The sequence below is a fragment of the Azospirillum sp. TSO35-2 genome (assembly GCF_003116095.1).
In the GTDB taxonomy this organism is placed as follows: domain Bacteria; phylum Pseudomonadota; class Alphaproteobacteria; order Azospirillales; family Azospirillaceae; genus Azospirillum.
Window position 1 is genome coordinate 2,005,894 of the sequence record NZ_LGRA01000021.1, and the last position, 21,914, is coordinate 2,027,807.

General features: G+C 69.3%; 18 protein-coding genes and 1 tRNA gene. 14 read left to right on the top strand and 5 right to left on the bottom strand.

Annotation, left to right across the window (positions count from 1 at the left end; genetic code table 11):
- Nucleotides 1-3 precede the first annotated feature (3 nt).
- From TSO352_RS25135 to TSO352_RS25200, 13 genes are all read left to right on the top strand, one after another.
- Nucleotides 4-1,026: a TRAP transporter substrate-binding protein gene (locus TSO352_RS25135; RefSeq protein ID WP_199231720.1), complete on the top strand. Its 1,023-nt coding sequence runs from the start codon at nucleotides 4-6 to the stop codon at nucleotides 1,024-1,026.
- 213 nt (nucleotides 1,027-1,239) lie between these two features.
- Nucleotides 1,240-1,809: a TRAP transporter small permease gene (locus TSO352_RS25140; RefSeq protein ID WP_199231721.1), complete on the top strand. Its 570-nt coding sequence runs from the start codon at nucleotides 1,240-1,242 to the stop codon at nucleotides 1,807-1,809.
- On the top strand, nucleotides 1,806-3,104 hold the full coding sequence (locus tag TSO352_RS25145) for a TRAP transporter large permease subunit (protein ID WP_109109863.1): 1,299 nt from the start codon (nucleotides 1,806-1,808) through the stop codon (nucleotides 3,102-3,104). Before TSO352_RS25140 ends, TSO352_RS25145 begins: the two co-directional genes overlap by 4 nt.
- A 172-nt stretch (nucleotides 3,105-3,276) precedes the next feature.
- Nucleotides 3,277-5,328: a molybdopterin oxidoreductase family protein gene (locus TSO352_RS25150; protein ID WP_109109864.1), complete on the top strand. Its 2,052-nt coding sequence runs from the start codon at nucleotides 3,277-3,279 to the stop codon at nucleotides 5,326-5,328.
- Nucleotides 5,329-5,588: 260 nt separating this feature from the next.
- Nucleotides 5,589-7,391, top strand: a complete 1,803-nt coding sequence (recJ, locus tag TSO352_RS25155) for a single-stranded-DNA-specific exonuclease RecJ (RefSeq protein ID WP_109109865.1) — start codon at nucleotides 5,589-5,591, stop codon at nucleotides 7,389-7,391.
- A gap of 123 nt (nucleotides 7,392-7,514) precedes the next feature.
- Nucleotides 7,515-7,590, top strand: a tRNA-Glu gene (locus tag TSO352_RS25160).
- Between the two features lie 154 nt (nucleotides 7,591-7,744).
- Nucleotides 7,745-8,752: a tRNA dihydrouridine(20/20a) synthase DusA gene (gene dusA, locus TSO352_RS25165; RefSeq protein ID WP_109109866.1), complete on the top strand. Its 1,008-nt coding sequence runs from the start codon at nucleotides 7,745-7,747 to the stop codon at nucleotides 8,750-8,752.
- Nucleotides 8,753-9,185: 433 nt separating this feature from the next.
- Nucleotides 9,186-10,607 carry a threonine synthase gene (gene thrC, locus TSO352_RS25175; protein ID WP_109109868.1) on the top strand — a complete coding sequence of 474 codons (1,422 nt, stop codon included), beginning with the start codon at nucleotides 9,186-9,188 and terminating at the stop codon, nucleotides 10,605-10,607.
- Entirely contained in the window at nucleotides 10,604-11,863 is a 1,260-nt protein-coding gene (locus TSO352_RS25180) for a pitrilysin family protein (protein WP_109109869.1), read from the top strand. The genes thrC and TSO352_RS25180 overlap by 4 nt, the downstream gene beginning before the upstream one ends.
- A 235-nt stretch (nucleotides 11,864-12,098) precedes the next feature.
- Nucleotides 12,099-12,689 carry a GNAT family protein gene (locus tag TSO352_RS25185; RefSeq protein WP_109109870.1) on the top strand — a complete coding sequence of 197 codons (591 nt, stop codon included), beginning with the start codon at nucleotides 12,099-12,101 and terminating at the stop codon, nucleotides 12,687-12,689.
- Between the two features lie 71 nt (nucleotides 12,690-12,760).
- Nucleotides 12,761-13,162 (top strand): hypothetical protein, encoded by a 402-nt coding sequence (locus TSO352_RS25190; RefSeq protein WP_109109871.1) that lies wholly within the window; start codon nucleotides 12,761-12,763, stop codon nucleotides 13,160-13,162.
- Nucleotides 13,163-13,178: 16 nt separating this feature from the next.
- Nucleotides 13,179-14,393: a hypothetical protein gene (locus TSO352_RS25195; protein WP_109109872.1), complete on the top strand. Its 1,215-nt coding sequence runs from the start codon at nucleotides 13,179-13,181 to the stop codon at nucleotides 14,391-14,393.
- Nucleotides 14,390-15,256 carry an ankyrin repeat domain-containing protein gene (locus tag TSO352_RS25200; RefSeq protein WP_109109873.1) on the top strand — a complete coding sequence of 289 codons (867 nt, stop codon included), beginning with the start codon at nucleotides 14,390-14,392 and terminating at the stop codon, nucleotides 15,254-15,256. The genes TSO352_RS25195 and TSO352_RS25200 overlap by 4 nt, the downstream gene beginning before the upstream one ends.
- 36 nt (nucleotides 15,257-15,292) lie before the next feature.
- Here the strand turns inward: TSO352_RS25200 and TSO352_RS25205 are convergent, their stop codons facing one another.
- The 5 genes from TSO352_RS25205 to efp form a co-directional block, all read right to left on the bottom strand.
- On the bottom strand, nucleotides 15,293-16,717 hold the full coding sequence (locus tag TSO352_RS25205) for a peptidoglycan -binding protein (protein ID WP_109109874.1): 1,425 nt from the start codon (nucleotides 16,715-16,717) through the stop codon (nucleotides 15,293-15,295).
- A gap of 38 nt (nucleotides 16,718-16,755) precedes the next feature.
- Complete coding sequence (locus TSO352_RS25210) at nucleotides 16,756-17,946, bottom strand: flagellar motor protein MotA (protein ID WP_109109875.1); 1,191 nt, start codon at nucleotides 17,944-17,946, stop codon at nucleotides 16,756-16,758.
- A 60-nt stretch (nucleotides 17,947-18,006) separates the two neighbouring features.
- Nucleotides 18,007-18,846: an OmpA family protein gene (locus TSO352_RS25215; RefSeq protein WP_109109876.1), complete on the bottom strand. Its 840-nt coding sequence runs from the start codon at nucleotides 18,844-18,846 to the stop codon at nucleotides 18,007-18,009.
- Nucleotides 18,847-18,966: 120 nt separating this feature from the next.
- Nucleotides 18,967-19,764: an inositol monophosphatase family protein gene (locus TSO352_RS25220; protein ID WP_109109877.1), complete on the bottom strand. Its 798-nt coding sequence runs from the start codon at nucleotides 19,762-19,764 to the stop codon at nucleotides 18,967-18,969.
- 100 nt (nucleotides 19,765-19,864) lie between these two features.
- The gene (efp, locus tag TSO352_RS25225; RefSeq protein ID WP_109109878.1) at nucleotides 19,865-20,431 is read right to left on the bottom strand and encodes an elongation factor P; all 567 of its coding nucleotides are present in this window, start codon (nucleotides 20,429-20,431) and stop codon (nucleotides 19,865-19,867) included.
- 350 nt (nucleotides 20,432-20,781) lie between these two features.
- Here efp and epmA point away from each other — a divergent pair, with 350 nt between their 5' ends.
- Entirely contained in the window at nucleotides 20,782-21,837 is a 1,056-nt protein-coding gene (gene epmA, locus TSO352_RS25230; RefSeq protein WP_109109879.1) for an EF-P lysine aminoacylase EpmA, read from the top strand.
- Nucleotides 21,838-21,914 lie beyond the last annotated feature (77 nt).

The following is a 21,914-nucleotide window of genomic DNA, read 5'->3' on the forward strand; positions in this document are numbered from 1 at the left end:
CCCATGAAGATCGTCAAGCTCCTGTGCGCGGCTGCGGTCGGCTGCCTGATGTCGGCGCCGCTGGCGCTGTCGACGGCCTACGCCCAGGACCCGATCGTGATCAAGTTCAGCCACGTCGTCGCCCCGGACACCCCCAAGGGCAAGGGCGCCGAGAAGTTCAAGGAACTGGCGGAAAAGGCCACCGCCGGCAAGGTGAAGGTCGAGGTCTACCCGAACAGCCAGCTCTACAAGGACAAGGAAGAGCTTGAGGCGCTGCAGCTCGGCGCCGTCCAGATGCTGGCCCCGTCGCTGGCCAAGTTCGGCCCGCTCGGCGCCAAGGAGTTCGAGGTCTTCGACCTGCCCTACATCTTCCCGAACAAGGAGGTGCTGCGCCGCGTGACCGAGGGCCCGATCGGCAAGCAGCTGTTCCAGAAGCTGGATTCCAAGGGCATCGTCGGTCTGGCCTATTGGGACAACGGCTTCAAGATCATGAGCGCCAACAAGCCGCTCATCAAGCCGGAGGACGTCAAGGGCCTGAAGATGCGCATCCAGTCCTCCAAGGTGCTGGACGCCCAGATGCGGGCGCTGGGCGCGCTGCCGCAGGTGATGGCCTTCTCGGAAGTGTACCAGGCGCTGCAGACCGGCGTCGTCGACGGGACGGAGAACCCGCCGTCGAACATGTACACCCAGAAGATGCACGAGGTGCAGAAATACGCCACGCTGAGCGACCATGGCTATCTCGGCTACGCGGTCATCGTGAACAAGAAGTTCTGGGAGGGCCTGCCGGCCGACCTCCGCACCGCGCTTGACGGCGCGATGAAGGAGGCGACCGCCTACGCCAACGACATCGCCCAGAACGAGAACGACGTCGCGCTGGCCCAGATGAAGGCGTCGGGCAAGACCGAGTTCCACACCCAGACCAAGGAAGAGCGCGCGGCCTGGATCAACGCGCTGAAGCCGGTCCACAAGGACGCCGAATCCCGCGTTGGCAAGGACCTGATCCAGTCGATCTACAAGGAAGCCGAGGCCGCCGGGTTCAAGATGTAACGGCTGGGCGACTTGATACGTCCCTCTCCCGCCCCGGGAGGGGGAAGGGGCCCATGGCGCGAGCCATGGGAAGGGTGAGGGGTGGTCCGAACATGGATCGTTCCTCCTCGGATCACCCCTCACCCTCCCGCCTCCGGCGGGTCCCTCCCTCTCCCGGGACGGGAGAGGGCAAACGGACGTCAGCCTATCCCCGCCGACCGGGAGACCCCCGACATGCTCATGAAAATTCTCGACCGCCTTGAGGAGACGCTGATCGCCTCGCTCATGGCGGTGGCGACGCTCGTCATCTTCGCGGCCGTCGTCCATCGTTACCTGTCCGGCCTGCCGGTGATCCAGGACTATGTGCTGCACTGGAACCTCGCCTGGGCACAGGAGCTGTGCATCTACCTGTTTGTCTGGATGGCCAAGTTCGGCGCCGCCTATGGCGTGCGCACCGGAATCCATGTCGGCGTCGACGTCATCATCAACCGGATGGAACCGGGGCTGCGCGGCAAGTTCGTGCTGTTCGGCCTGGGCGCCGGCGCGCTGTTCACCGGCGTCGTCGGGTCGCTGGGCGCCCGCTTCGTCTGGCACATGTCGGAAACCGACCAGGTGTCGGCCGACCTGGAATGGCCGATGTGGATCATCTATCTGGCGGTCCCGCTCGGCTCCTACCTGATGTGCTTCCGCTTCCTCCAGGTCGCCTGGACCTTCATCCGCACCGGCCTGCTGCCGCACCACGACCACGCCCAGGTCGACGGCATCGATCCGGTCGAAGCCGCCAACGAGGGAGGCCCGGCATGAACGCGCTCATCATCTTCGGGCTTCTGCTCACCCTCATGCTCACCGGCATGCCGATCTCGATCTCGCTCGGCCTGACGGTGCTGTCCTTCCTGTTCTTCATGACCGACGTGCCGATCGACGCGGTGGCGCTGAAGCTGTTCACCGGCATCGAGAAGTTCGAGATCATGGCGATCCCGTTCTTCATCCTGGCCGGCAACTTCCTGACCCACGGCGGCGTCGCCCGCCGGATGATCAACTTCGCCACGGCGATGGTCGGCCACTGGCACGGCGGGCTGGGGCTGGCCGGCGTCATGGCCTGCGCCCTGTTCGCCGCGGTGTCGGGCTCCAGCCCGGCCACGGTGGTCGCCATCGGCTCGATCATCCTGCCGGCGATGGTGACCCAGGGCTTCCCGAAGAACTTCGGCGCCGGCATCATCACCACCTCGGGCGCGCTGGGCATCCTGATCCCGCCGTCGATCGTCATGGTGATGTATTGCGTCGCCACCACCGGCCACCCGCAGGCGGCGTCGATCGGCCAGATGTTCATCGCCGGCGTGGTGCCGGGCATCCTGCTGGCCTGCTTCCTCGGCTTCACCACCTGGTTCCGTGCCCGCAAGTTCGGCTATCCGCGCCTGCCCAAGGCCAGCCTCGCCCAGCGCCTGCACGCGCTGCGGGAAAGCTTCTGGGGCCTGCTGCTGATCATCGTGGTGATGGGCGGCATCTATTCCGGCGTCTTCACCCCGACGGAAGCGGCGGCGATGGCCGCGGTCTATGCCTTCGTCGTCGCGGTCTTCGTCTACAAGGACATGCCGCTCAGCCGCGTGCCGAAGGTGCTGCTGGACAGCGCCAGCATGTCGGCGATGCTGCTCTACATCATCACCAACGCCGTGCTGTTCTCGTTCCTGATGACGTCGGAGCAGATCCCGCAGAACATGGCGGCCTGGATCCTCGGCCAGAACATGGGCGTCTGGGTCTTCCTGCTGGTGGTGAACATCCTGCTGCTGGCGGCCGGCAACTTCATGGAGCCGTCGTCGATCGTGCTGATCATGGCGCCGATCCTGTTCCCGGTCGCGATGAAGCTGGGCATCGACCCGGTCCATTTCGGCATCCTGATCATCGTCAACATGGAGGTCGGCATGTGCCACCCGCCGGTCGGCCTGAACCTCTACGTCGCCTCGGGCATCACCAAGATGGGCATCACCGAGCTGACGGTGGCGGTGTGGCCGTGGCTGCTGACCATGCTGATCTTCCTCGGCCTGATCACCTATGTGCCGGCGATCACTCTGTGGTTCCCGCGGCTGCTCGGCTTCATGTAAAGCCCTAAGTACAAAGGGGTCATAACCCGGTCCGGCGCACAGGCCGCGAAGTCCCACCCGGGCTTCGCGGCCTGTCGCGTTTCCAAGCGTTGCGTTCTTGTGCATTGAAGAGGGAAGGGGACGCGGCCTACACTCGCCGCTTCCTTGCCGCTCGCCAGACCAGAGGTTAGCCTTGTCGGCCCAATTCCTCCCCACCGCCTGCCCGCACGACTGCCCCAGCACCTGCGCCCTGGAGGTGGAGCGTCTCGCCCCCGACCGCATCGGCAAGGTGCGCGGTGCGGCGGAGAACAGCTACACCGCCGGCGTCATCTGCGCCAAGGTCAGCCGCTACGCCGAGCGGACGCATTCGCCCGACCGGCTGAAGACGCCATTGCTGCGCATCGGCCCCAAGGGCGGCGGCCAGTGGGCGCCGATCGGCTGGGACGAGGCGCTGGACCGCATCGCCGACGCCTTCCTGGCGGCCGAGCGCACCCACGGCGCCGAAGCGGTGTGGCCCTATTTCTACGCCGGGACCATGGGTCTGGTGCAGCGCGGCGCCATCCAGCGGCTGCGCCACGCCAAGGGCTATTCGCGCCAGACCAGCACGGTGTGCGACACGCCGGCCAACATGGGCTGGCTCGCCGGCTATGGCGACATCCGCGGCGCCGACCCGCGCGAGATGGCGGAGAGCGACCTGATCGTCAACTGGGGCGGCAACCCGGTGGCGACCCAGGTCAACGTGATGACCCACGTCAGCCGCGCCCGCAAGGGCCGCGGGGCGAAGCTGGTCACCATCGACCCCTACCGCACCGGCACCGCCGAGGTGTCGGACCTGCACCTGATGCTGCGGCCGGGCACCGACGGGGCGCTGGCCTGCGCGGTGATGCATGTGCTGTTCCGCGACGGCCACGCCGACCGCGCCTATCTCGCCCGGCTGGCCGCCGACACCGCGGCGCTGGAGGCGCATCTCGCCACCCGCACCCCCGAATGGGCGGCCTCCATCACCGGCCTGACGGTGGCGGAGATCGAGGCGTTCGCCAAACTCTACGGCAGCACCAGGCGCGCCTACCTGCGCGTCGGCTACGGCCTGTCGCGCGCCCACAACGGCGCGGCCCAGGCCCACGCGGTGAGCTGCCTGCCGGTGGTGACCGGCGCGTGGCAGCACCGGGGCGGCGGCGCGCTCTATTGCTCGTCGGGCATCTACAAGATCGACAAGACCCTGTCGGAGGGGCTCGACCGGCTCGACAGATCGGTCCGCAGCTTCGACCAGTCGCGCATCGGCGCGGTGCTGACCGGCGACCCGCGCGACCTGACCAGCGGTCCGCCGGTGACGGCGATGCTGATCCAGAACACCAACCCGGCGGCGATCTGCCCGGATTCGACGCGCGTCCGCCGAGGCTTCCTGCGCGACGACCTGTTCGTCGCGGTGCACGAGCAGTTCATGACCGACACGGCCAAGCTGGCCGATCTGGTCATCCCCGCCACCACCTTCCTGGAGCATGACGACCTCTACCGCGGCGGCGGCCAGATGCACATCCTGATCGGCCGCAAGGTGATCGAGCCGCAGCACGAGGCGCGCGAGAACCATTGGGTGATCAGCGAGATCGCGCGGCGCGTCGGCGCCGAGCATCCCGGCTTCGGCATGACCGCGCTGGAGGTGATCGACGCGATGCTGAAGGCGTCCGACCTCGGCGACGCGGCGACGCTGACCGAACAGCGCTGGATCGACGCCCAGCCGGATTTCGAGACCTCGCATTTTCTCAACGGCTTCGCCCATCCCGACGGCAAGTTCCGCTTCGCGCCGGACTGGGCGGCGCTCGGCCCCTATGGCGGCATGCCGGCGATGCCGGACCACATGGCGCCCGGCCGCGACGCCGACGCCGAGCACCCGTTCCGCCTCGTCACCGCGCCGGCCCGCCAGTTCCTCAACACCTCCTTCGCCGAGACGGTGACCTCGCAGCGCCGCGAAGGCCGCCCGACCGCGCTGATCCACCCGGAGGACATGGCCGGGCAGGGGCTGGCCGACGGCGACGCGGTGCGGCTGGGCAACGGGCAGGGCAGCGTGGTCGTCCACGCGAAGCCGTTCGCCGGCGTGCCGCGCGGCGTGGTGATCGTCGAAGGCATCTGGCCCAACGGCGCTTTCGTCGAGGGCATCGGCATCAACAGCCTGACCTCGCCGGAACCGGTCCCGCCCGCGGGCGGCGCGGCGTTCCACGACACGGCGGTGTGGCTGCGGGCGGCGTAGGGTGTTGCGGCGGTTGCCCCCTCCCTAACCCTCCCCCGCTCCGCGGGAGAGGGGACTGCCGCCGCTCCTTCGTGCGACCGTTCCTTTCACCGCAAAGCTCCTGCCCCCTCCACCGCCATAGGCGGGGGAGGGATGGGGAGGGGGCAACCAGCTCGACAACTCCCCACCCCCACATCCCACCCCTGCCCACGCCCGCCGTGCAGCGCGTGCGTATGTCTGCTATGGCTGTGCCCCCATCCCCGACCGCGCGTAGCACCGCCATGACCGACACCGCCGCCTTCCTGAACGTCGCCCAGTCGCTGTCCGGCAAGCGCTGGCAGGCGCGGCCCTGCGACGTGCGGCAGGCGATGGCGCTGACCCAGGGGCGCGGGCTGCCGGAGATCGTCGGCCGGGTGCTGGCCGCCCGCGGGGTGACCGAGGAGAGCTGCGAGACCTTCCTCAACCCGACCCTGAAGGCGCTGCTGCCCGACCCGTCGCGTTTCCGCGACATGGACGTCGCGGCCGAGCGCATCGCCCGCGCCATCCGCGACGGCGAGCCGGTGGCGGTGTTCGGCGACTACGACGTCGACGGCGCGACCTCCGCCGCCCTGCTGCGCCGCTTCTTCCATTCGGTGGGCGCCGAGCTGAGGGTCTATGTCCCCGACCGCATCACCGAGGGCTACGGCCCGAACGCCGCCGCCCTGCTGCGGCTGAAGGCGGAGGGGGTGCGGCTGGTGGTGACGGTCGATTGCGGCGTCTCCGCCTTCGCGGCGCTGGAGGCGGCGGCCGACGCCGGGCTGGAGGTGGTGGTGCTCGACCATCACGCCGCCGAGCCGCGCTTGCCGCCGGCCGTCGCCCTGGTCAACCCCAACCGGCTAGACGAGGACGGCGCCTACCGCACGCTGTGCGCCGCCGGCGTCACCTTCATCACCATCGTCGCCGTCAACCGCGCCCTGCGCCAGTCCGGCTTCTACCAGAGCCAGGGCCGCGGCGAGCCGAACCTGATGGACTGGCTCGACCTCGTGGCGCTCGGCACCGTCTGCGACGTGGTGCCGCTGACCGGGCTGAACCGCGCGCTGGTCGCGCAGGGGCTGAAGGTGATGGCGCGCCGCGCCAACCCCGGCCTCGCCGCGCTCTCCGACGTCGCCGGCGTGAAGGAGAAGCCCGACGCTTACCACGCCGGCTATGTGCTCGGCCCGCGGGTGAACGCCGGCGGCCGGGTCGGGGCGTCCGACCTCGGCGCCCGGCTGCTGTCGACCGATGACCCGGTCGAGGCGATGGAACTGGCCCAGCGGCTGGAGGGCCACAACGCCGAACGCCGCACCATCGAGCAGGCGGTGCTGGACGAGGCGCTGGAGCGGGTCGCCGCCGAGGCCGGCCGCGCGACCGACCTGGTCTTCGTCACCGGGGTCGGCTGGCACCCGGGCGTCATCGGCATCGTCGCCGCCCGCCTGAAGGAGCGCTATAGCCGCCCCGCCTGCGTCATCGCGCTGGAGGAGTTGGCCGACGGCACGGTGATCGGCAAGGCGTCCGGCCGCTCGGTGCGCGGCGTCGACCTCGGCGCCGCGGTGATCGCCGCCCGGCAGGAGGGGCTGCTGATCGGCGGCGGTGGCCACCGCATGGCGGCCGGCTTCACCGTGGCCGGCGACAAGCTCGACCCGCTGCGCGACTTCCTGTCCGGCCGCATCGCCGAACAGCTTGCAGCCGCGCCGCTGGTGCCGACGCTGGAACTGGACGGCGCGCTGTCGGTCGGCGGCGCCAGCGTCGGGCTGGTGACGACGCTGGACAAGCTCGGCCCCTACGGCACCGGCAATTCCGAACCGCGCTTCGCCATCGCCGACGCCCGCATCGTCCGCGCCGACGTGGTCGGCGCCAATCACGTCCGCTGCATCCTGCAGGGCAACGACGGCGCCCGGCTGAAGTCGATCGCCTTCCGCGCGCTGGACAGCGACCTGGGCCAGGCCCTGCTGAACGGTCGCGGCGCCCCGTTCCATCTGGCCGGCATCCTGCGCATCGACCGCTGGAACGGATCGGAGGGCGTCCAGCTTCTGATCGACGACGCCGCCCCGGCGCGCTCGGCCTGACCGGACGCCGTTAAGGCGTTGGCGGGGTAGGGAAGGGCGGCACACAAAAAAGTGCCGGAGGGTGCAAAAAAGCGCTTGCGCTCCCCGGCCCCGATCTTTAGAAAGCGCGTCACCGCGAACGACGTCCCCGTCGTCTAGAGGCCTAGGACACCGCCCTTTCACGGCGGCGACACGGGTTCGACTCCCGTCGGGGACGCCACTCTCTCCAGAGTGCGCGACACGCTTCAAGGGCCCGGCTGAACAAGCCGGGCCTTTTGCGTTTGCCGATGCGGGTGTTTGGTGGTTGCCGACCCGCACCGCCCCACACAGCGTTGAACACGATGACCGTCCCGGCCACAGCAGGTCCGACCGCCATGACCGTCGCCACCCCCGCCATTCCCCTCAGCGTCGCCCCGATGATGGACTGGACCGACCGGCATTGCCGGTACTTCCACCGTCTGCTGTCGCGCTCGACGCTGCTCTACACCGAGATGGTGACGACCGGCGCCGTGCTGCACGGCGACCGCGAGCGGCTGCTGGGGTTCGACGTGGCGGAGCATCCGGTGGCGCTTCAGCTCGGCGGCTCCGACCCGGCCGACCTCGCCGCCTGCGCCCGCATCGCCGAAGAATGGGGCTATGACGAGGTCAACCTCAACGTCGGCTGCCCCAGCGACCGCGTGCAGTCCGGCCGTTTCGGCGCCTGCCTGATGGCGGAGCCCGATCTGGTGGCCCGGCTGGTCGGCGCAATGCGCGATGCGGTGTCGATCCCGGTCACCGTCAAGTCGCGCATCGCCATCGACGAGATGGAGGAGTGGCCGACGCTCGACCACTTCATCCGCACCGTCTCGGCCGCCGGCTGCAGCCATTTCATCGTGCACGCCCGCAAGGCGTGGCTGAAGGGCCTCAGCCCCAAGGAGAACCGGGACGTGCCGCCGCTGCGCTACGACCTCGTCCACCGGCTGAAGGCGGAGCACCCGCAACTGACCATCGCCATCAACGGCGGCATCAGGACGCTGGACGAGGCGGAGGCGCATCTGACCAAGCTCGACAGCGTGATGATCGGCCGCGCCGCCTACGAGACGCCCTACATCCTGGCCGACGCCGACCGCCGCCTGATGGGTGGCGCCCCCGGTCCCGACCGTCACGCGGTGATCGCGGCCATGCTGCCCTACATCGAGGCGCGCATGGCCCGCGGCACGCCGCTGTCCTCGATCACCCGTCACATGCTCGGTCTGTTCCAGGGCCTGCCCGGCGCCCGCGCCTACCGCCGCCACATCGCCGAGAACGCCCACCGCCCCGGCGCCGGCCCGGAGGTGTTGGAACGTGCGGCTTCCCTGGTGCGCCGGCGTGGCTCTGGCGAGGATGTCGAAGAGGCGGCGTAATGCTCATGGCGGGGCGGCGCTCGTTTTCCCGAAGTATACGAGGCGTTGGGCAATGTTGACACGGATGTCACGAATTTAGACACGGATGACACGGATTTTTATTATTGTCTTGCAAGGGCGGGGCTGGCGGGTCGTCCTGAGCGATGCCAAACGACATCCGTGCAATCCGTGTTCAAATCCGTGACATCCGTGGAGATCTTGCCCCCAACTCCAGAACGCCCCAACCGTCCCGGACCGCCCCAAGCCCGAGTGGAACACTGGAACACCCCCCGGAAACCTGTTTCACGGTGTTCCAAACGTTCCATCCGGAGCCACCGGGCCAGAGCCACCGGGCGCCCCAACCGGACGGAATATGCGCCGTGCGTCCCGCACCGCTTGCGTGCGGGCGGGCACCTCGCTAACTATGCCCACTTCATCGGACGGAGTTGAAACGGTGCGGTACGTCAGCACGCGGGGCGCGGCCCCGGTCCTGGGTTTTGAAGACGTTCTCCTGGCCGGGCTGGCCCGTGACGGTGGGTTGTATGTGCCGGAGACTTGGCCGCAATTCACCGCCGACGACATCCGCGCGATGCGCGGTCTGCCCTACAGCGAGATCGCCGTCCGGGTGATGCTGCCCTTCCTGGGCGGCGCCATCGCCGAGGACGAGTTCCGCGCCATCGTCCAGGACACCTACGCCAGCTTCGACCACGCCGCGGTGACCCCGCTGGTGCAGATCGACCCGACAACCTGGGTGCTGGAGCTGTTCCATGGGCCCACGCTCGCCTTCAAGGACGTGGCGCTGCAACTGCTCGGCCGCCTGTTCGACCATGTGCTGACCAAGCGCGGCGAGCGGGTGACCATCGTCGGCGCGACCTCCGGCGACACCGGCTCCGCCGCGATCGAGGCCTGCCGCGACCGCCAGAACGTCGACATCTTCATCCTGCACCCGAAGGGCCGCACGTCGGAGGTGCAGCGCCGCCAGATGACCAGCGTCCTGTCGTCCAACGTCCACAACATCGCGCTGGACGGCACCTTTGACGATTGCCAGGACCTGGTGAAGGCGATGTTCAACGACACCGCTTTCCGCGACAGGATGGGGCTGTCGGCGGTCAACTCGATCAACTGGGCCCGCATCATGGCCCAGATCGTCTACTACTTCACCGCCGCCGTGGCGCTGGGCGCGCCGGACCGCAAGGTCGCCTTCACCGTGCCGACCGGCAATTTCGGCAACGTCTACGCCGCCTACGGCGCCCGCGCCATGGGGCTGCCGGTCGAGACGCTGGTGGTGGGGTCGAACAGCAACGACATCCTGGCGCGCTTTTTCGCCAGTGGGAGCATGGTCGCGGCGCCCGTCGTGCCTACCTTGTCTCCCAGCATGGACATCCAGATCTCCTCCAACTTCGAACGGCTGCTGTTCGACCTGCTCGACCGCGACGGCGACGCCGTGACGGCCGCGCTGAACCGCTTCCGCGCCGAGGGCAAGTTCGCGGTGACCGAGGCCCAGCTGGCCAAGGCGCTGGCGATCTTCTCCGGCCACCGCATCGACGAGGCGGGCACCATGGCGACCGTCGCCCGGGTGTGGAAGGACAGCCTCTATCTGCTCGACCCGCACACCGCGGTCGGCGTCGGCGCCGCCCGTGCCGCCGCCGCGGCCGGCCGGGTCGATCCGACCGCGGCGATGGTGGTGCTCGCCACCGCCCATCCCGCCAAGTTCCCCGACGCGGTGGAAAAGGCGACCGGCCGCCGGCCGGACCTGCCGCCGCGCCTGTCCGATCTTTATGTGCGCGAGGAGCGCCTGTCCGACCTGCCGAACGATCTGAAGGCGGTTCAGGACTTCGTCACCGCGCGCGCCCGCGCCGCCCAGGAGGCCGCATGAGTTCCATCCGTGTGACGACACTGCCCAACGGGCTGCGCGTCGCGACCGACACCATGCCCGATGTGCAGTCCGTCTCGCTGGGCTGCTGGGTCGGGGTGGGGACCCGAAACGAGGCGGCGAGCGTCAACGGCGTCGCCCATCTCGTCGAACACATGCTGTTCAAGGGCACCAGCCGCCGCTCCGCCTTCCGCATCTCCGAGGAGATCGAGAATGTCGGCGGGCAACTGAACGCCTACACCACCCGTGAGCAGACCGCCTACTACGCCAAGGTCCTGCACGAGGACTCGGCGCTGGCGCTCGACCTCCTCGCCGACATGCTCCAGCACTCGCTGCTCGACGCCGACGAGCTGGTGCGCGAGCGCACGGTGGTGCTGCAGGAGATCGGCCAGAGCGCCGACACCCCCGACGACATCATCTTCGACCATTTCCAGGCGACCGCCTATCCGTCCCAGGCGCTGGGCCGTCCGGTGCTCGGCTCGGCCGAGATCGTCGGCGCGCTGCCGCGCGAGGCGCTGGTCGACTACATCGGCGGCCATTACGGCGCGCCGGGGATGGTGCTGAGCGCCGCCGGCCGGATCGAGCATGACCGGCTGGTCGATCTGGCGCTGAAGGCGTTCGGCAACCTGCCCAGCCACGCCCCGCCCAAGCCGGAGGCGGCGCGCTACGCCGGCGGCGATTTCCGCGAGGACCGCGACCTGGAGCAGATGCACCTGGTGCTCGGCTTCGACGGGGTCGGGGTGCACGACCCGGACTTCTACGCCCATTCCGTGCTGTCGACCCTGCTGGGCGGCGGCATGTCGTCCCGCCTGTTCCAGGAGGTGCGGGAGAAGCGCGGGCTGGTCTATTCGATCTACACCTTCACCGGTGGCTACCACGACGGCGGTCTGTTCGGCGTCTACGCCGGCACCGGCGAGGACGAGGTGGCGGAACTGGTCCCCGTCGTCTGCGACGAGATCGCCAAGGTCGGCGCCGACGTCACCGAGGACGAGGTCGCCCGCGCCCGCGCCCAGTTGAAGGCCGGCACGCTGATGGCGCTGGAAAGCACCATGTCGCGCTGCGAGCAGCTGGGCCAGCAGATGCTGATCTACGACCGCCCGATCCCGGTCGAGGAGATCGTCTCGAAGATCGACGCCGTCGACCGCTCGTCGGTCATCAAGGCCGCCAGCCGTCTGCGCGCCAGCGCCCCGACCGTCGCCGCGCTGGGTCCGATCGCCCGGCTGGAAAGCTACGACCGCATCGCGGAGCGTCTCGCCTGACGATGACGATTGTGGCTGCCTATCCTTCCCTGCGTCCTTCCTCCTTTCCCCCCCACGTCAGCGCGAACGGAGTTTGCGCTGACGCGGCAGGCGGACCTTCGGTCCGCCGAAAGCGGGGAGAGGGTCGGGATGAGGGGGACGCATTGCGTGGATCGTCCGGCAGGGAGAACCCTCTCACCCCAATCCTCCCCTCGGGGGGCAGGCGGAATCAGCGCTTCTGTGTGGGGGCGTCGTGATGATCCGCCTCCTCGGCAGCGGCCTCATCAGCCCGCCGGCGATGCGGCTCGACGGGCCGCATTGCTACATCCGGCCGCCGCTGCCGCGCGACTGGCGCGAGTGGGCCGACCTGCGCGCCGCCTCACGCGCCTTCCTGACGCCGTGGGAACCGACCTGGCCGTCCGACGCGCTGACCCGGACCGCCTTCGGGCGCCGGTTGCGGCGGCAGGCGCAGGAATGGCGCGACGACCAGGGCTACAGCTTCCTGATCTTCGACCGCGCCACCGACCGGATGGTCGGCGGGCTCGGCCTGACCAACATCCGGCGCGGCGTGGCGCAGATGGGGACGCTGGGCTATTGGGCCGGCGAGGCCTACGCCCGGCGCGGCTACGTCTCGGGCGGCACCCGGCTGGTGCTTGACTTCGCCTTCGGCCAGCTTGGCCTGCACCGGATCGAGGCGGCCTGCCTGCCGACCAACGATCCCAGCCGCGGCCTGCTGGAAAAGGTCGGCTTCACCCATGAGGGCTACGCCCGCGGCTATCTGCGCATCGACGGGTCGTGGCGCGACCATGTGCTCTACGCCGTGCTGCGCGAGGAGTGGAAGGGCTGAAGCCTCCCGCTTCCGTCGCGGCCGTGCTACGCTTCAGCCTGTGAACAATCGGGCGTGAGGGGCGTGCGCGCATGATCATCCGGCAGGACCAGAAGACGGACGTTGCCGAGGCGCTGTTTTCGCACAAGCTGCACCGCTCCTTCCTGCGCGGGCTGCCCGGCTTCATGGAATGGGACGAGGACGATCGGCTCGCCTTCGTTGCGGAGGGCATCGCCCAGGCCCGCGCCCGCAACCTGAAGACCGAGATCGGCATCGCCTCCTACGCCATGGCGGCGTGGTGGATGAACTTCGGCTTCGACGCGCAGTCGGCCCACCTGTCGCGCGTGCTGCGCAGCAGCCTGCCGGAGATACGGCGCGTCCATATGATGAACGAATGGGTCAGCGCCAGACTGGGCGCGCCGAACGACGCCGAGGCGGCGGACCGGGCGCTGGGCGCGACCTTCTGGCAGATGGCACCCTGGGGCAAGCGGTAGGGGAGGGGGACGGGGAATGTCCGACGGTTTCAGCCTGACCGAGGTTGGGTGGTCGCAGCCGGTGCGCCGCATCGCGCGTGGCAAGGCGGTCAGCCAGCATGAGGCGCTGGCACGCCGTGCCCAGGCGGCGCGCGACAACCCGGAGGAGGCGAAGCAGGCCTACGACGGCGCGCGGCGCTCGCTGCTGGGCGAGTTCGCCGGCCAGCCGGTGGCCGACTGCCAGCCCTGCATGGCCAGCCGCAAGGCCGAGTCCCGGCGGCAGCGACGCGAGCTGATCGACAAGGCCATCGTCTCCTGCCCGTCCTGCGCCACCGAGGCGGTCCGCCTGCGCCAGGACATGGACGAGGTGGAGAACATGCGCTGCGCCCGCCATGTCTACACCGCCAACGATCCCGACGCCCCGCCGGAGCTGCGCGACAACCCGCCCCCCGGCTTCCTGAAGCCGACGGAGGAGGATTACGCGGAGATGGGCATCACGCCCGACATGCTGCAGCCGAAGGGCACCAGCTTCCGCGCCGGCCTCTACATGAAGGATCCGGCGGTGTGGGCGCCGCCCGATCCGCCCGATCCCAAGGGCATCGTCGCCTTCCGTGGCTCGACCCCGGCGATGGAGGACTGGGAAAACAACATGATGCAGGGCATCAACAGCGATCCCGGCTTCGTGCCCGACGGCCAGACGACACCGAACGAACCCTATTACAGGCGCGCGGTGGAAATCGGCGCGGCGGCCCGCAAGAGCGGCGGCAGCCTGCAGTTCGTCGGCCATTCGCTGGGCGGTGGCTTGGCCAGCGCGGCGCAGGGCGGCAGCGGCGGGGCCAACGGCCTGCCGACGTCGACCTACAACTCGGCCGGCCTGAACAGCGCCACGGTGGCGAAGTTCGCCGAGAACGGGGCGGCGGCCGACCCCGCCATGATCCGGGCCATCCGACTGAAGGGCGAGGTGCTGACCAAGACCCAGGAAACCGGCATGGCGAGCTACGTCGCGCCCAAGGCGGTCGGCATCAAGCGCGACCTGGAGCCGGTGCACGACAAGGCCTATTACCTCGCCCATGAGGGCGCCTTCGACCGGGCGGCGGCGGCAAAGGCCGGCGCGTCCTTCGACGAGAACGAATCCTACTCGACCTATCTCCATGGCATGGACGAGGTCATCGCGTCGATGGAAGCGCAGAAGGAGGCGGACCAGAAAAAGCTGGACGCCTGCGTGAACCGGAAACGCCCGGCGGCCGGATGACCGTGCATCGCTGTGGCCTTGCCGTCGCCGCGTTGGCAGCGGCCGGCCTTTTCGTCTCTCTGACCGGGACGGCGCCCGCCGCTCCGGCGTTCCCCAACCCACGGGCGACCACCATGGCCTTCTTCCAGCAGGGCAAGCCGACCGAGGTGTCGGTGAAGCCGACCGCGCATTACTTCACCGACGCCGCCACGCGGGCGCTGGTCGACGCGGCGTTGGCCGGCGATCTGGCGCGGGCGAAGCAGGCGATGGCGGCGGGCGGCGATCCCAACGCACGGGGGGCGGTGCCGCCGGGCAGCCCGACCGGCTTCAGCCCGCTGCACTATGCGCTGGCGGTCGACAACGAGCCGGCGGTGCGCATCCTGGTGGCGCTGGGGGCGGACCCGGAGAGGGAGGCGGGCGACATGGGCATGCCGCTGCTGTTCGCCATCACCCGCAACGATCCCAAGCAGTTGGCCCTGCTGCTCGACCTGAAGCCGGTGGATCGGCTGGCCGAGCGGACGCAGCAGCATCTGCTGTTCGAATCGGCCCGCCGCAACGCTCCCGGTTGTCTGGAACTGCTGGTCCAGCGCGGGGTGCCGGTCGATGTGAAGGACAGCGTCGGCTACACCCTGCTGCTGCGCAGCATCGACATGGGCGACCTCGACCTGACCCTGTGGTTGTTGCAACGCGGAGCCGCGGCGGAATTCCACACGCCCAACGGCATGAGCCCCGCCTATTCGATCGAGTTCGAACTGAACAACAAGGGCGGCAGCCCCGAGCGCCGCGCCAAGCTGATCGAGATCATGCGGGTGATGAAGGAGCGCGGTGCCGTCTTCCCGGCGGTCGATCCCAAGGAATACCGGGCGGCCAAGGCGGCGAAATAGGCTGCCCGCCGCCGGCCCGATCTTGCCGTTGGTATCTCAGCGCTGGTCGAGCTTGATCTCGATCCGGCGGTTGCGGGCCAGCGCCTCGTCCGAGGTGCCGGGATCCAGCGGCTGGAACTCGCCGAAGGCGGCGGCGGCGAGCCGTTCCGGCGGAATGCCCTGGTCGATCAGGTACTTGACCACCGACAGTGCGCGGCTCGACGATAGCTCCCAGTTGGAGGCGAACTGGAAGCGCACCGGCCGGACGTCGGTGTGGCCATCGACCCGCAGGACCCAGTTGATGTCGGGCGGAATCACCTTGCCGATCTCGATCAGCGTGCGGGCGAGGTCGGCCAGCCGCTGCTTGCCGGCCTCCTCCAGCGTGGCGGAGCCGGACGGGAACAGCAGTTCGGACTGGAAGACGAAGCGGTCGCCGACGATCCGCACATCGGGGCGGTTGCCCAGCGCCTCGCGCACCCGGCCGAAGAACTCCGACCGGTAGCGCGCCAGATCCTGCACCTTGGCGGCCAGCGCCTGGTTCAGCCGGGCGCCCAATTCGGCGATCTGCACCTTCTGTTCCGATGACGCCTTCTCCGAGGCGTCCAGCGCCGCGCCGATGCGGGCGAGTTGGTCGCGCAGGGCCAGGAGCTGCTGGTTCAGCAGGTCGACCTGCTGCTTGCTCTTCCCGCCCTCCGCCTGCTCGCCGGCCAGCGAGGCCAGCAGATCCTTGATGCGGATGTCGCGCCGGTCGATCTCCTTCTGCGCCAGCATGGTCTTTTCGTTGGCGTCGGCCAGTTCCGCCACCAACGCCTTGGAGCGGTCGCGGGTGGTCCCGAGTTCGGCCAGCAGGGCTTGGCGCTGCTGTTCGGTCAGCGTGGCCGCGGCCTGCGTGTCGGCGAGTTGCGATTCGAGCGTCTTGGCGCGGTCGCGGGCGGCACCAAGGTCCGCGGTCAGGGCTTGGCGCTGCTGCTCGGTCAGTTTGGCGGCGGCGGCGGCGGCGGCCAGTTCGCCCTCCAGCTTCTGCCGGGCCTCGCGCAACGCCTTGATGTCGTTCTGGAGGCTGAGGATCTCCTTGAGCTTCAGTTCCAGGCTCTCGCGGTCGACGCGCAGGTTGCGCTGCAGTTCCTCCAGCGTGCGGGCGGTGCGGTCACGGTCGTCCTGCACCTGGCTCAGCTTCAGGGTCATGTCGTCGCGGGTGGCGACGGAGGTCTGCAACTCGGTCGACAGCTGGGTGATGTTGACGCGCAGGTCGGCGTTCGCCTCGCGCTCCATCGCCAGCAGGTCGTTCATCTCGGCGATCTTGCGGTTCAGCGTGACCAGCTGTTCGTCGCGCCCGGTCAGCGCGGTGGCGAGGTAGAACTGCGCGACCACGAAGACCATCAGCAGGAAGATGACCACCATCACCAGCGACGACAGCGCGTCGACCCAGCCTGGCCAGGCGTTGGCGTCGCGATGCCCGTTGCGGCGGCTGATGCTGGCCATGCGGTCTCCGTTCCGGCACCGTGCCGGCTGTTAAGGCGTCAGCGCTGCTGTTGGTCGGCCTCTTCGGCCAGCGCGGCGATGGTGCGGGCCAGCAGCTTGATCTCGCTGCGGATCTCGTGCACCGCCTGGACGCGGCCGTTGGAGGATTCCTCGACGATGCGGGCGAGGTAGATGTCCATGTTGCGCAGATGCTGGCGCGAGGCGTCGTCGAAGCCGCCGCCGGCGTTGTCCGCCAGCCGTTCGAGCAGCCCCTTCACCTCGAGCTGGCTCTCGCCCAGCCGCAGCAGCAACTGCTGTTCGGCCCGCATGTGGTCGGTCAGGCTCGACAGCCGCTCGGTCAGCGCCATCAGGTTGGTGTTGGCGGCGCGGCGGCCCTCCTCGGCGGTCGCGACGGTGCGTTGCAGCGAGTCGAGGTTCTCCGCGGTCTGCTCCAGGAGGGCGGTCAGGTAGGCCGACGCGGCGTGGTCGCCCGACTCCAGCCCGCCGGCGGCGGCGCTGGACAGGCGGGTGGCGCTGGACAGCCAGTCCTCCAAGTCCATGAAGAAGCGGTTGTGCGCCTGACTGGCCTGGAGTTCGAGGAAGCCCAGCACCAGCGACCCGGCCAGACCGAACAGCGAGGAGCTGAAGGCGGTGCCCATGCCGACCAGCGGCGCTTCCAGCCCCTGTTGCAGGCGGTTGAACATGGCGCCGACGTCGCCGCCCTGCACCGACAGGCCGCCGATGACCCCGCCCACCGACTGCACCGTGTGCAGCAGGCCCCAGAAGGTGCCGAGCAGGCCGAGGAAGATCAGCAACCCGATCAGGTAGCGCGACAGCTCCCGCGATTCGTCGAGCCGGGAGGCGATGCCGTCGAGCAGCGAGCGCATCGACAGCGCCGACAGCGTCAGCCGGCCGCGCCGCTCGCCCAGCATGCGGGCCATCGGCGCCAGCAGCACCGGCTCCACCAGCGATTCGGGCAGGGCGCCGCTCTGGTACTGCTCCAGCCACGCCACTTCGGGGCGCAGCATCAACACCTGGCGGAAGATGAAGGCGACACCGGCCAGCAGCGTGGCGAGGATGACGCTGTTCAGCGGCGCGTTGTTCAGGAAGGCGGCGCGCAGCGCCGGGAACAGCAAGCCCGCAACCGCGACGACCACCACCAGGAACAGGATCATCCGGGTCAAAAACCGCTCGGGGCGTGTCATGGGAGCGGAGACCTCCAGCGGTCGGGTCGGGGCGATGGCGCTCATGGAATGTCCGGTGAGGATTTCGGGGAGGCCGTCGGGGAAGCGGTCAGGTGTCGTGAGGCGCTATTCGTTCAGGAAAATGACATCGATGCGATCGGCTGCCGCGCTGCCCGGGTTGGCGTTGCCGGCGTCGATGCCGAGCGCGCGGACATCGACGCGGGTGCTGCGGATCCCGAAGGCGCTCAGCCGTTCACGCAAGGCCAGCGCGCGGGCGAGCGACAATTGCCGCGCTTCACGCGCCGTGTCCGTGGTGCCGCTGGCGTAGGACCGCAGTTGCAGGCGCGCCGTGTCACTGGCGCGCAGCCGCTGGACGATCCGATCGACCGTGGCGTCCGCCGTATCGGGCAGATTGGTGGCGTCGGCCGGGAACACAAGGCTCAAAACGCTCGAAGGGGTGAGATCAGCCGATGGAGGTGCCGCATCCGGGGGAGGCGGCAGCGCCGCGGTGTCCATCCGGGCGGCCGGGGGCTGCTGTGCGGCGGGCGGCGCGGCCGGTTGGGTGGCCGGGGCGGTCGCCACGGCCGGTGCCGGCGGAGCGGGTGGCTGCGCCTGTGGTTGGGCCGTGGACGGCTTGTCGCCCCGAGCGGTGGAGCGGGGCGCCGGCTGGGCCGGGCCCTCCACCAGATCGGGCGTGGGCGGCGCTTCCAGCGGTTGCGGCAGGACGAGGCGGGGCGGCGCCTTGACCGCCGGCGGCGTGCGCAGCGCCGGGCGCGGCGGGACGGCCAGGGGGACGGCGTTTTCCAGGGACAGGGCGTTGGCCGGCGTGACGGTCACCGCGACCGGCGCGTTGGCCGGCGCCGCGGCCAGCGCGGGTGCGGCCGGCACCAGCGCGCACACCGCGCACAGCGCGGCGGCGATGGCACCGGTACGGTGCGTCCGGTCGGCGTGTCCCTTGCGGTTCAAAGCGATACGTCCACTCAAACCCTTGCCCCGCAAACCATAGCCTATCGATCGCTCCAGCCACAACCGCCTTGGCGGCGACTCTCCTTCTCCCCCATTTCCCGCCTCGGGAGCGAGGAATGGTTACGCCTTGGCGCTTTTCAGCAGGCGGGCGACCGGGACCTGCAGGTGGCTGTTGGTGGCCAGCACCGAGCCGGTGAAGACCGGGTTGCGGCCGCCGTCGATCTCGCCGACGAAGCCGCCGGCCTCCGTCACCAGCAGCACGCCGGCGGCGCAGTCCCACGGCGACAGGCCGCGTTCCCAATAGCCGTCGAAGCGGCCGGCGGCGGTGTAGGCGAGGTCGAGCGAGGCGGCGCCGAATCGGCGGATGCCCGCGACCTCCTTCATCACCGCCTCCTGCTCCTTCAGGAAGCCGGCGTGGTCGCCGCGGCCCTTGAAGGGGATGCCGGTGGCCAGCACGCAATCCTCCAGCTTGCGGCGCTCGGACACGCGCAGGCGGGTGTGGTTGACGAAGGCGCCGGCGCCCTTTTCCGCCCAGAACATCTGGTCGCCGATCGGCTCGTAGATCACGCCGGCGACGATCTCGCCGCTGCGCTCCAGCCCGATGGAGATCGCCCAGTGCGGCAGCCCGTGCAGGAAGTTGGTGGTGCCGTCGAGCGGGTCGACGATCCAGCGCGTGTCGGCGTCGCTGCCCTTGGACGCGCCGCTCTCCTCCATCAGGAAGCCGAACTCGGGCCGCGCCTTCTGCAGTTCGTCGCGCAGGATGCGTTCGGCCTTCAGATCGGCGGCGGACACGAAGTCCGACGGCCCCTTGCGCGACACCTGGAGGTGTTCGACCTCGCCGAAGTCGCGAACCAGACCCCGGGCCGCCTTCTCGGCGGCGCGGACCATGACGTTGATGAGAGCGGAGCGGGTGGCCATGGGTGTGGGTGTACCGTTTCGTGCGGGAACTCAGAAAAGAATACACCGGCCTCCGCGGAGTGCGAAGGCCGGTGGCAGCAGGACGGACCTTGAGGAAGGATCAGTCCTTCGCGCGCTCGACATACTCGCCGCTGGCGGTGTCGACGACGACGCGGGTCCCGGCCTCGATGTGCGGCGGAACCAGGATCGACACGCCGTTTTCCAGCTTCGCCGGCTTGTAGGAGGAGGAAGCCGTCTGGCCCTTCACCACCGGGTCGGATTCGGTGATCAGCAGCGTGACCTTGCCGGGGATCTCGACGCCAAGCGGGCTGCCCTCGTGGCTCTGCACGGTGACTTCCATGCCGTCCTGCAGGAACACCGCCGGATCGCCGATGATGTCGCGCGGAATGCTGACCTGCTCGAAGCTTTCCTTGTCCATGAAGGTGAAGCTGTCACCCTCGGCAAACAGGAAGGTCATCTCATGCTCGTCCAGGCGAGCGCGCTCGACGGTCTCCTGGGTGCGGAACCGCTCGATCGACTTGGTGCCGGTGCGAACGTCCTTCATCTCAAGCTGGATGAAGGCGCCGCCCTTGCCAGGCTGCACGATGGCGGTTTTGGTGATGACCCAGAGCTTTCCGTTGTGCTCCAGCACATGGCCGGGGCGCATCGTATTGGCATTGACCTTCATGGCGTACTCGTGAATTCCAAGATGCGGGCGGCGCGGACCCTATCAGCTTGACCGGCCATAGGCAACGACGCGGAACGGCTATCGCCGCCGAAACGGGCGATTGGCGACCAATCGGGCGCCGAATGGAACGTTTGAAACGCGGTGAAACAGAATCCGGCACCCTGTTCCATGTTCCATCCACCGCATCGCCGGGGCCGGCGCGTGGTTCGGGCGCCGTCGCCGCCATCCTACCACCGGCGCGGCGGTCTGATAAGGCTCGGGAGTGACGAGCCGGCTTGAGAACAGGGGCCGCCGGTGCTCTGATGCCGGCCGCACCCCTCCGTCGATCGTCCTTGCCAAGAGCGCACATCATGCCGTCCACCGACCTTCCCCCCTGGCATCCCGAGGCGCTGGCCCGCCGCCGTCCCCATCTGGCGGCGCGCGGCCGGGTGCTGAACGCGGTGCGCCGCGTGTTCGACGAACACGCCTTCGTCGAGGTCGACACGCCGGCGCTCCAGGTGTCGCCGGGGATGGAACCGCATCTCCAGGCTTTCGCCACCGATCTGCAGGGACCGCACCCCGACGACCGCCGCCGGCTCTACCTGCACACCAGCCCCGAATTCGCCATGAAGAAGCTGCTGGTGGCCGGCGTGCCGCGGCTGTGGCAGCTGGCGCACGTCTACCGCAACGGCGAGCGGTCGGGCACCCACGCGCCGGAATTCTCGATGCTGGAATGGTACCGCGCCGGCGAGGGCTACCGCCGCCTGATCGAGGATTGCCAGGAACTGCTGCGCGCCGGCGCCGAGGCGGGCGGGCGGCGCAGCTTCACCTTCCGCGGCATGACCTGCGACCCCTTCGCGGTGTGGCGGGTGCTGACGGTGCCGGACGCCTTCACCGAGTATGCCGGGATCGACCTGATGGCGACCTATGACGGCAGCCACGACCCCGACCCGACGGCGCTGGCGGCCGAGGCGGCGCGGATCGGCGTGGCGCCGCACGCGGGCGACCGCTGGGAGGACATCGTCTTCCGCATCATGTTCGACCGGATCGAGCCGCATCTGGGCGACGGCGTGCCCTGCGTGCTGACCGACTATCCCCTGTGCATGGCGGCGCTGTCACGCCCCAAGCCGGAGGATCCGCGGCTGGCCGAGCGATTCGAGCTGTACGCCTGCGGCCTGGAACTGGCGAACGCCTTCGGCGAGTTGACCGATCCGGCGGTGCAGCGCGCCCGATTCGAGGCCGACATGGCGTTGAAGGAACGGCTCTACGGCGAGCGTTTCCCGGTGGACGAGGATTTCCTTGCCGCGCTGGAGCATGGCATGCCGCAGAGCAGCGGCATCGCCATGGGCTTCGACCGGCTGGCGATGCTGTGCAGCGGCGCCGAGAGCATCGACCAGGTGCTGTGGCTGCCGGTCGCGGGCGTTTGAGGGGACGTCCACGTTGAGAAATGCCGAAAGCCCCTCTCCCGGGAGGGAGAGGGGCTTTCGGTCGGGAGCGGGAAAGG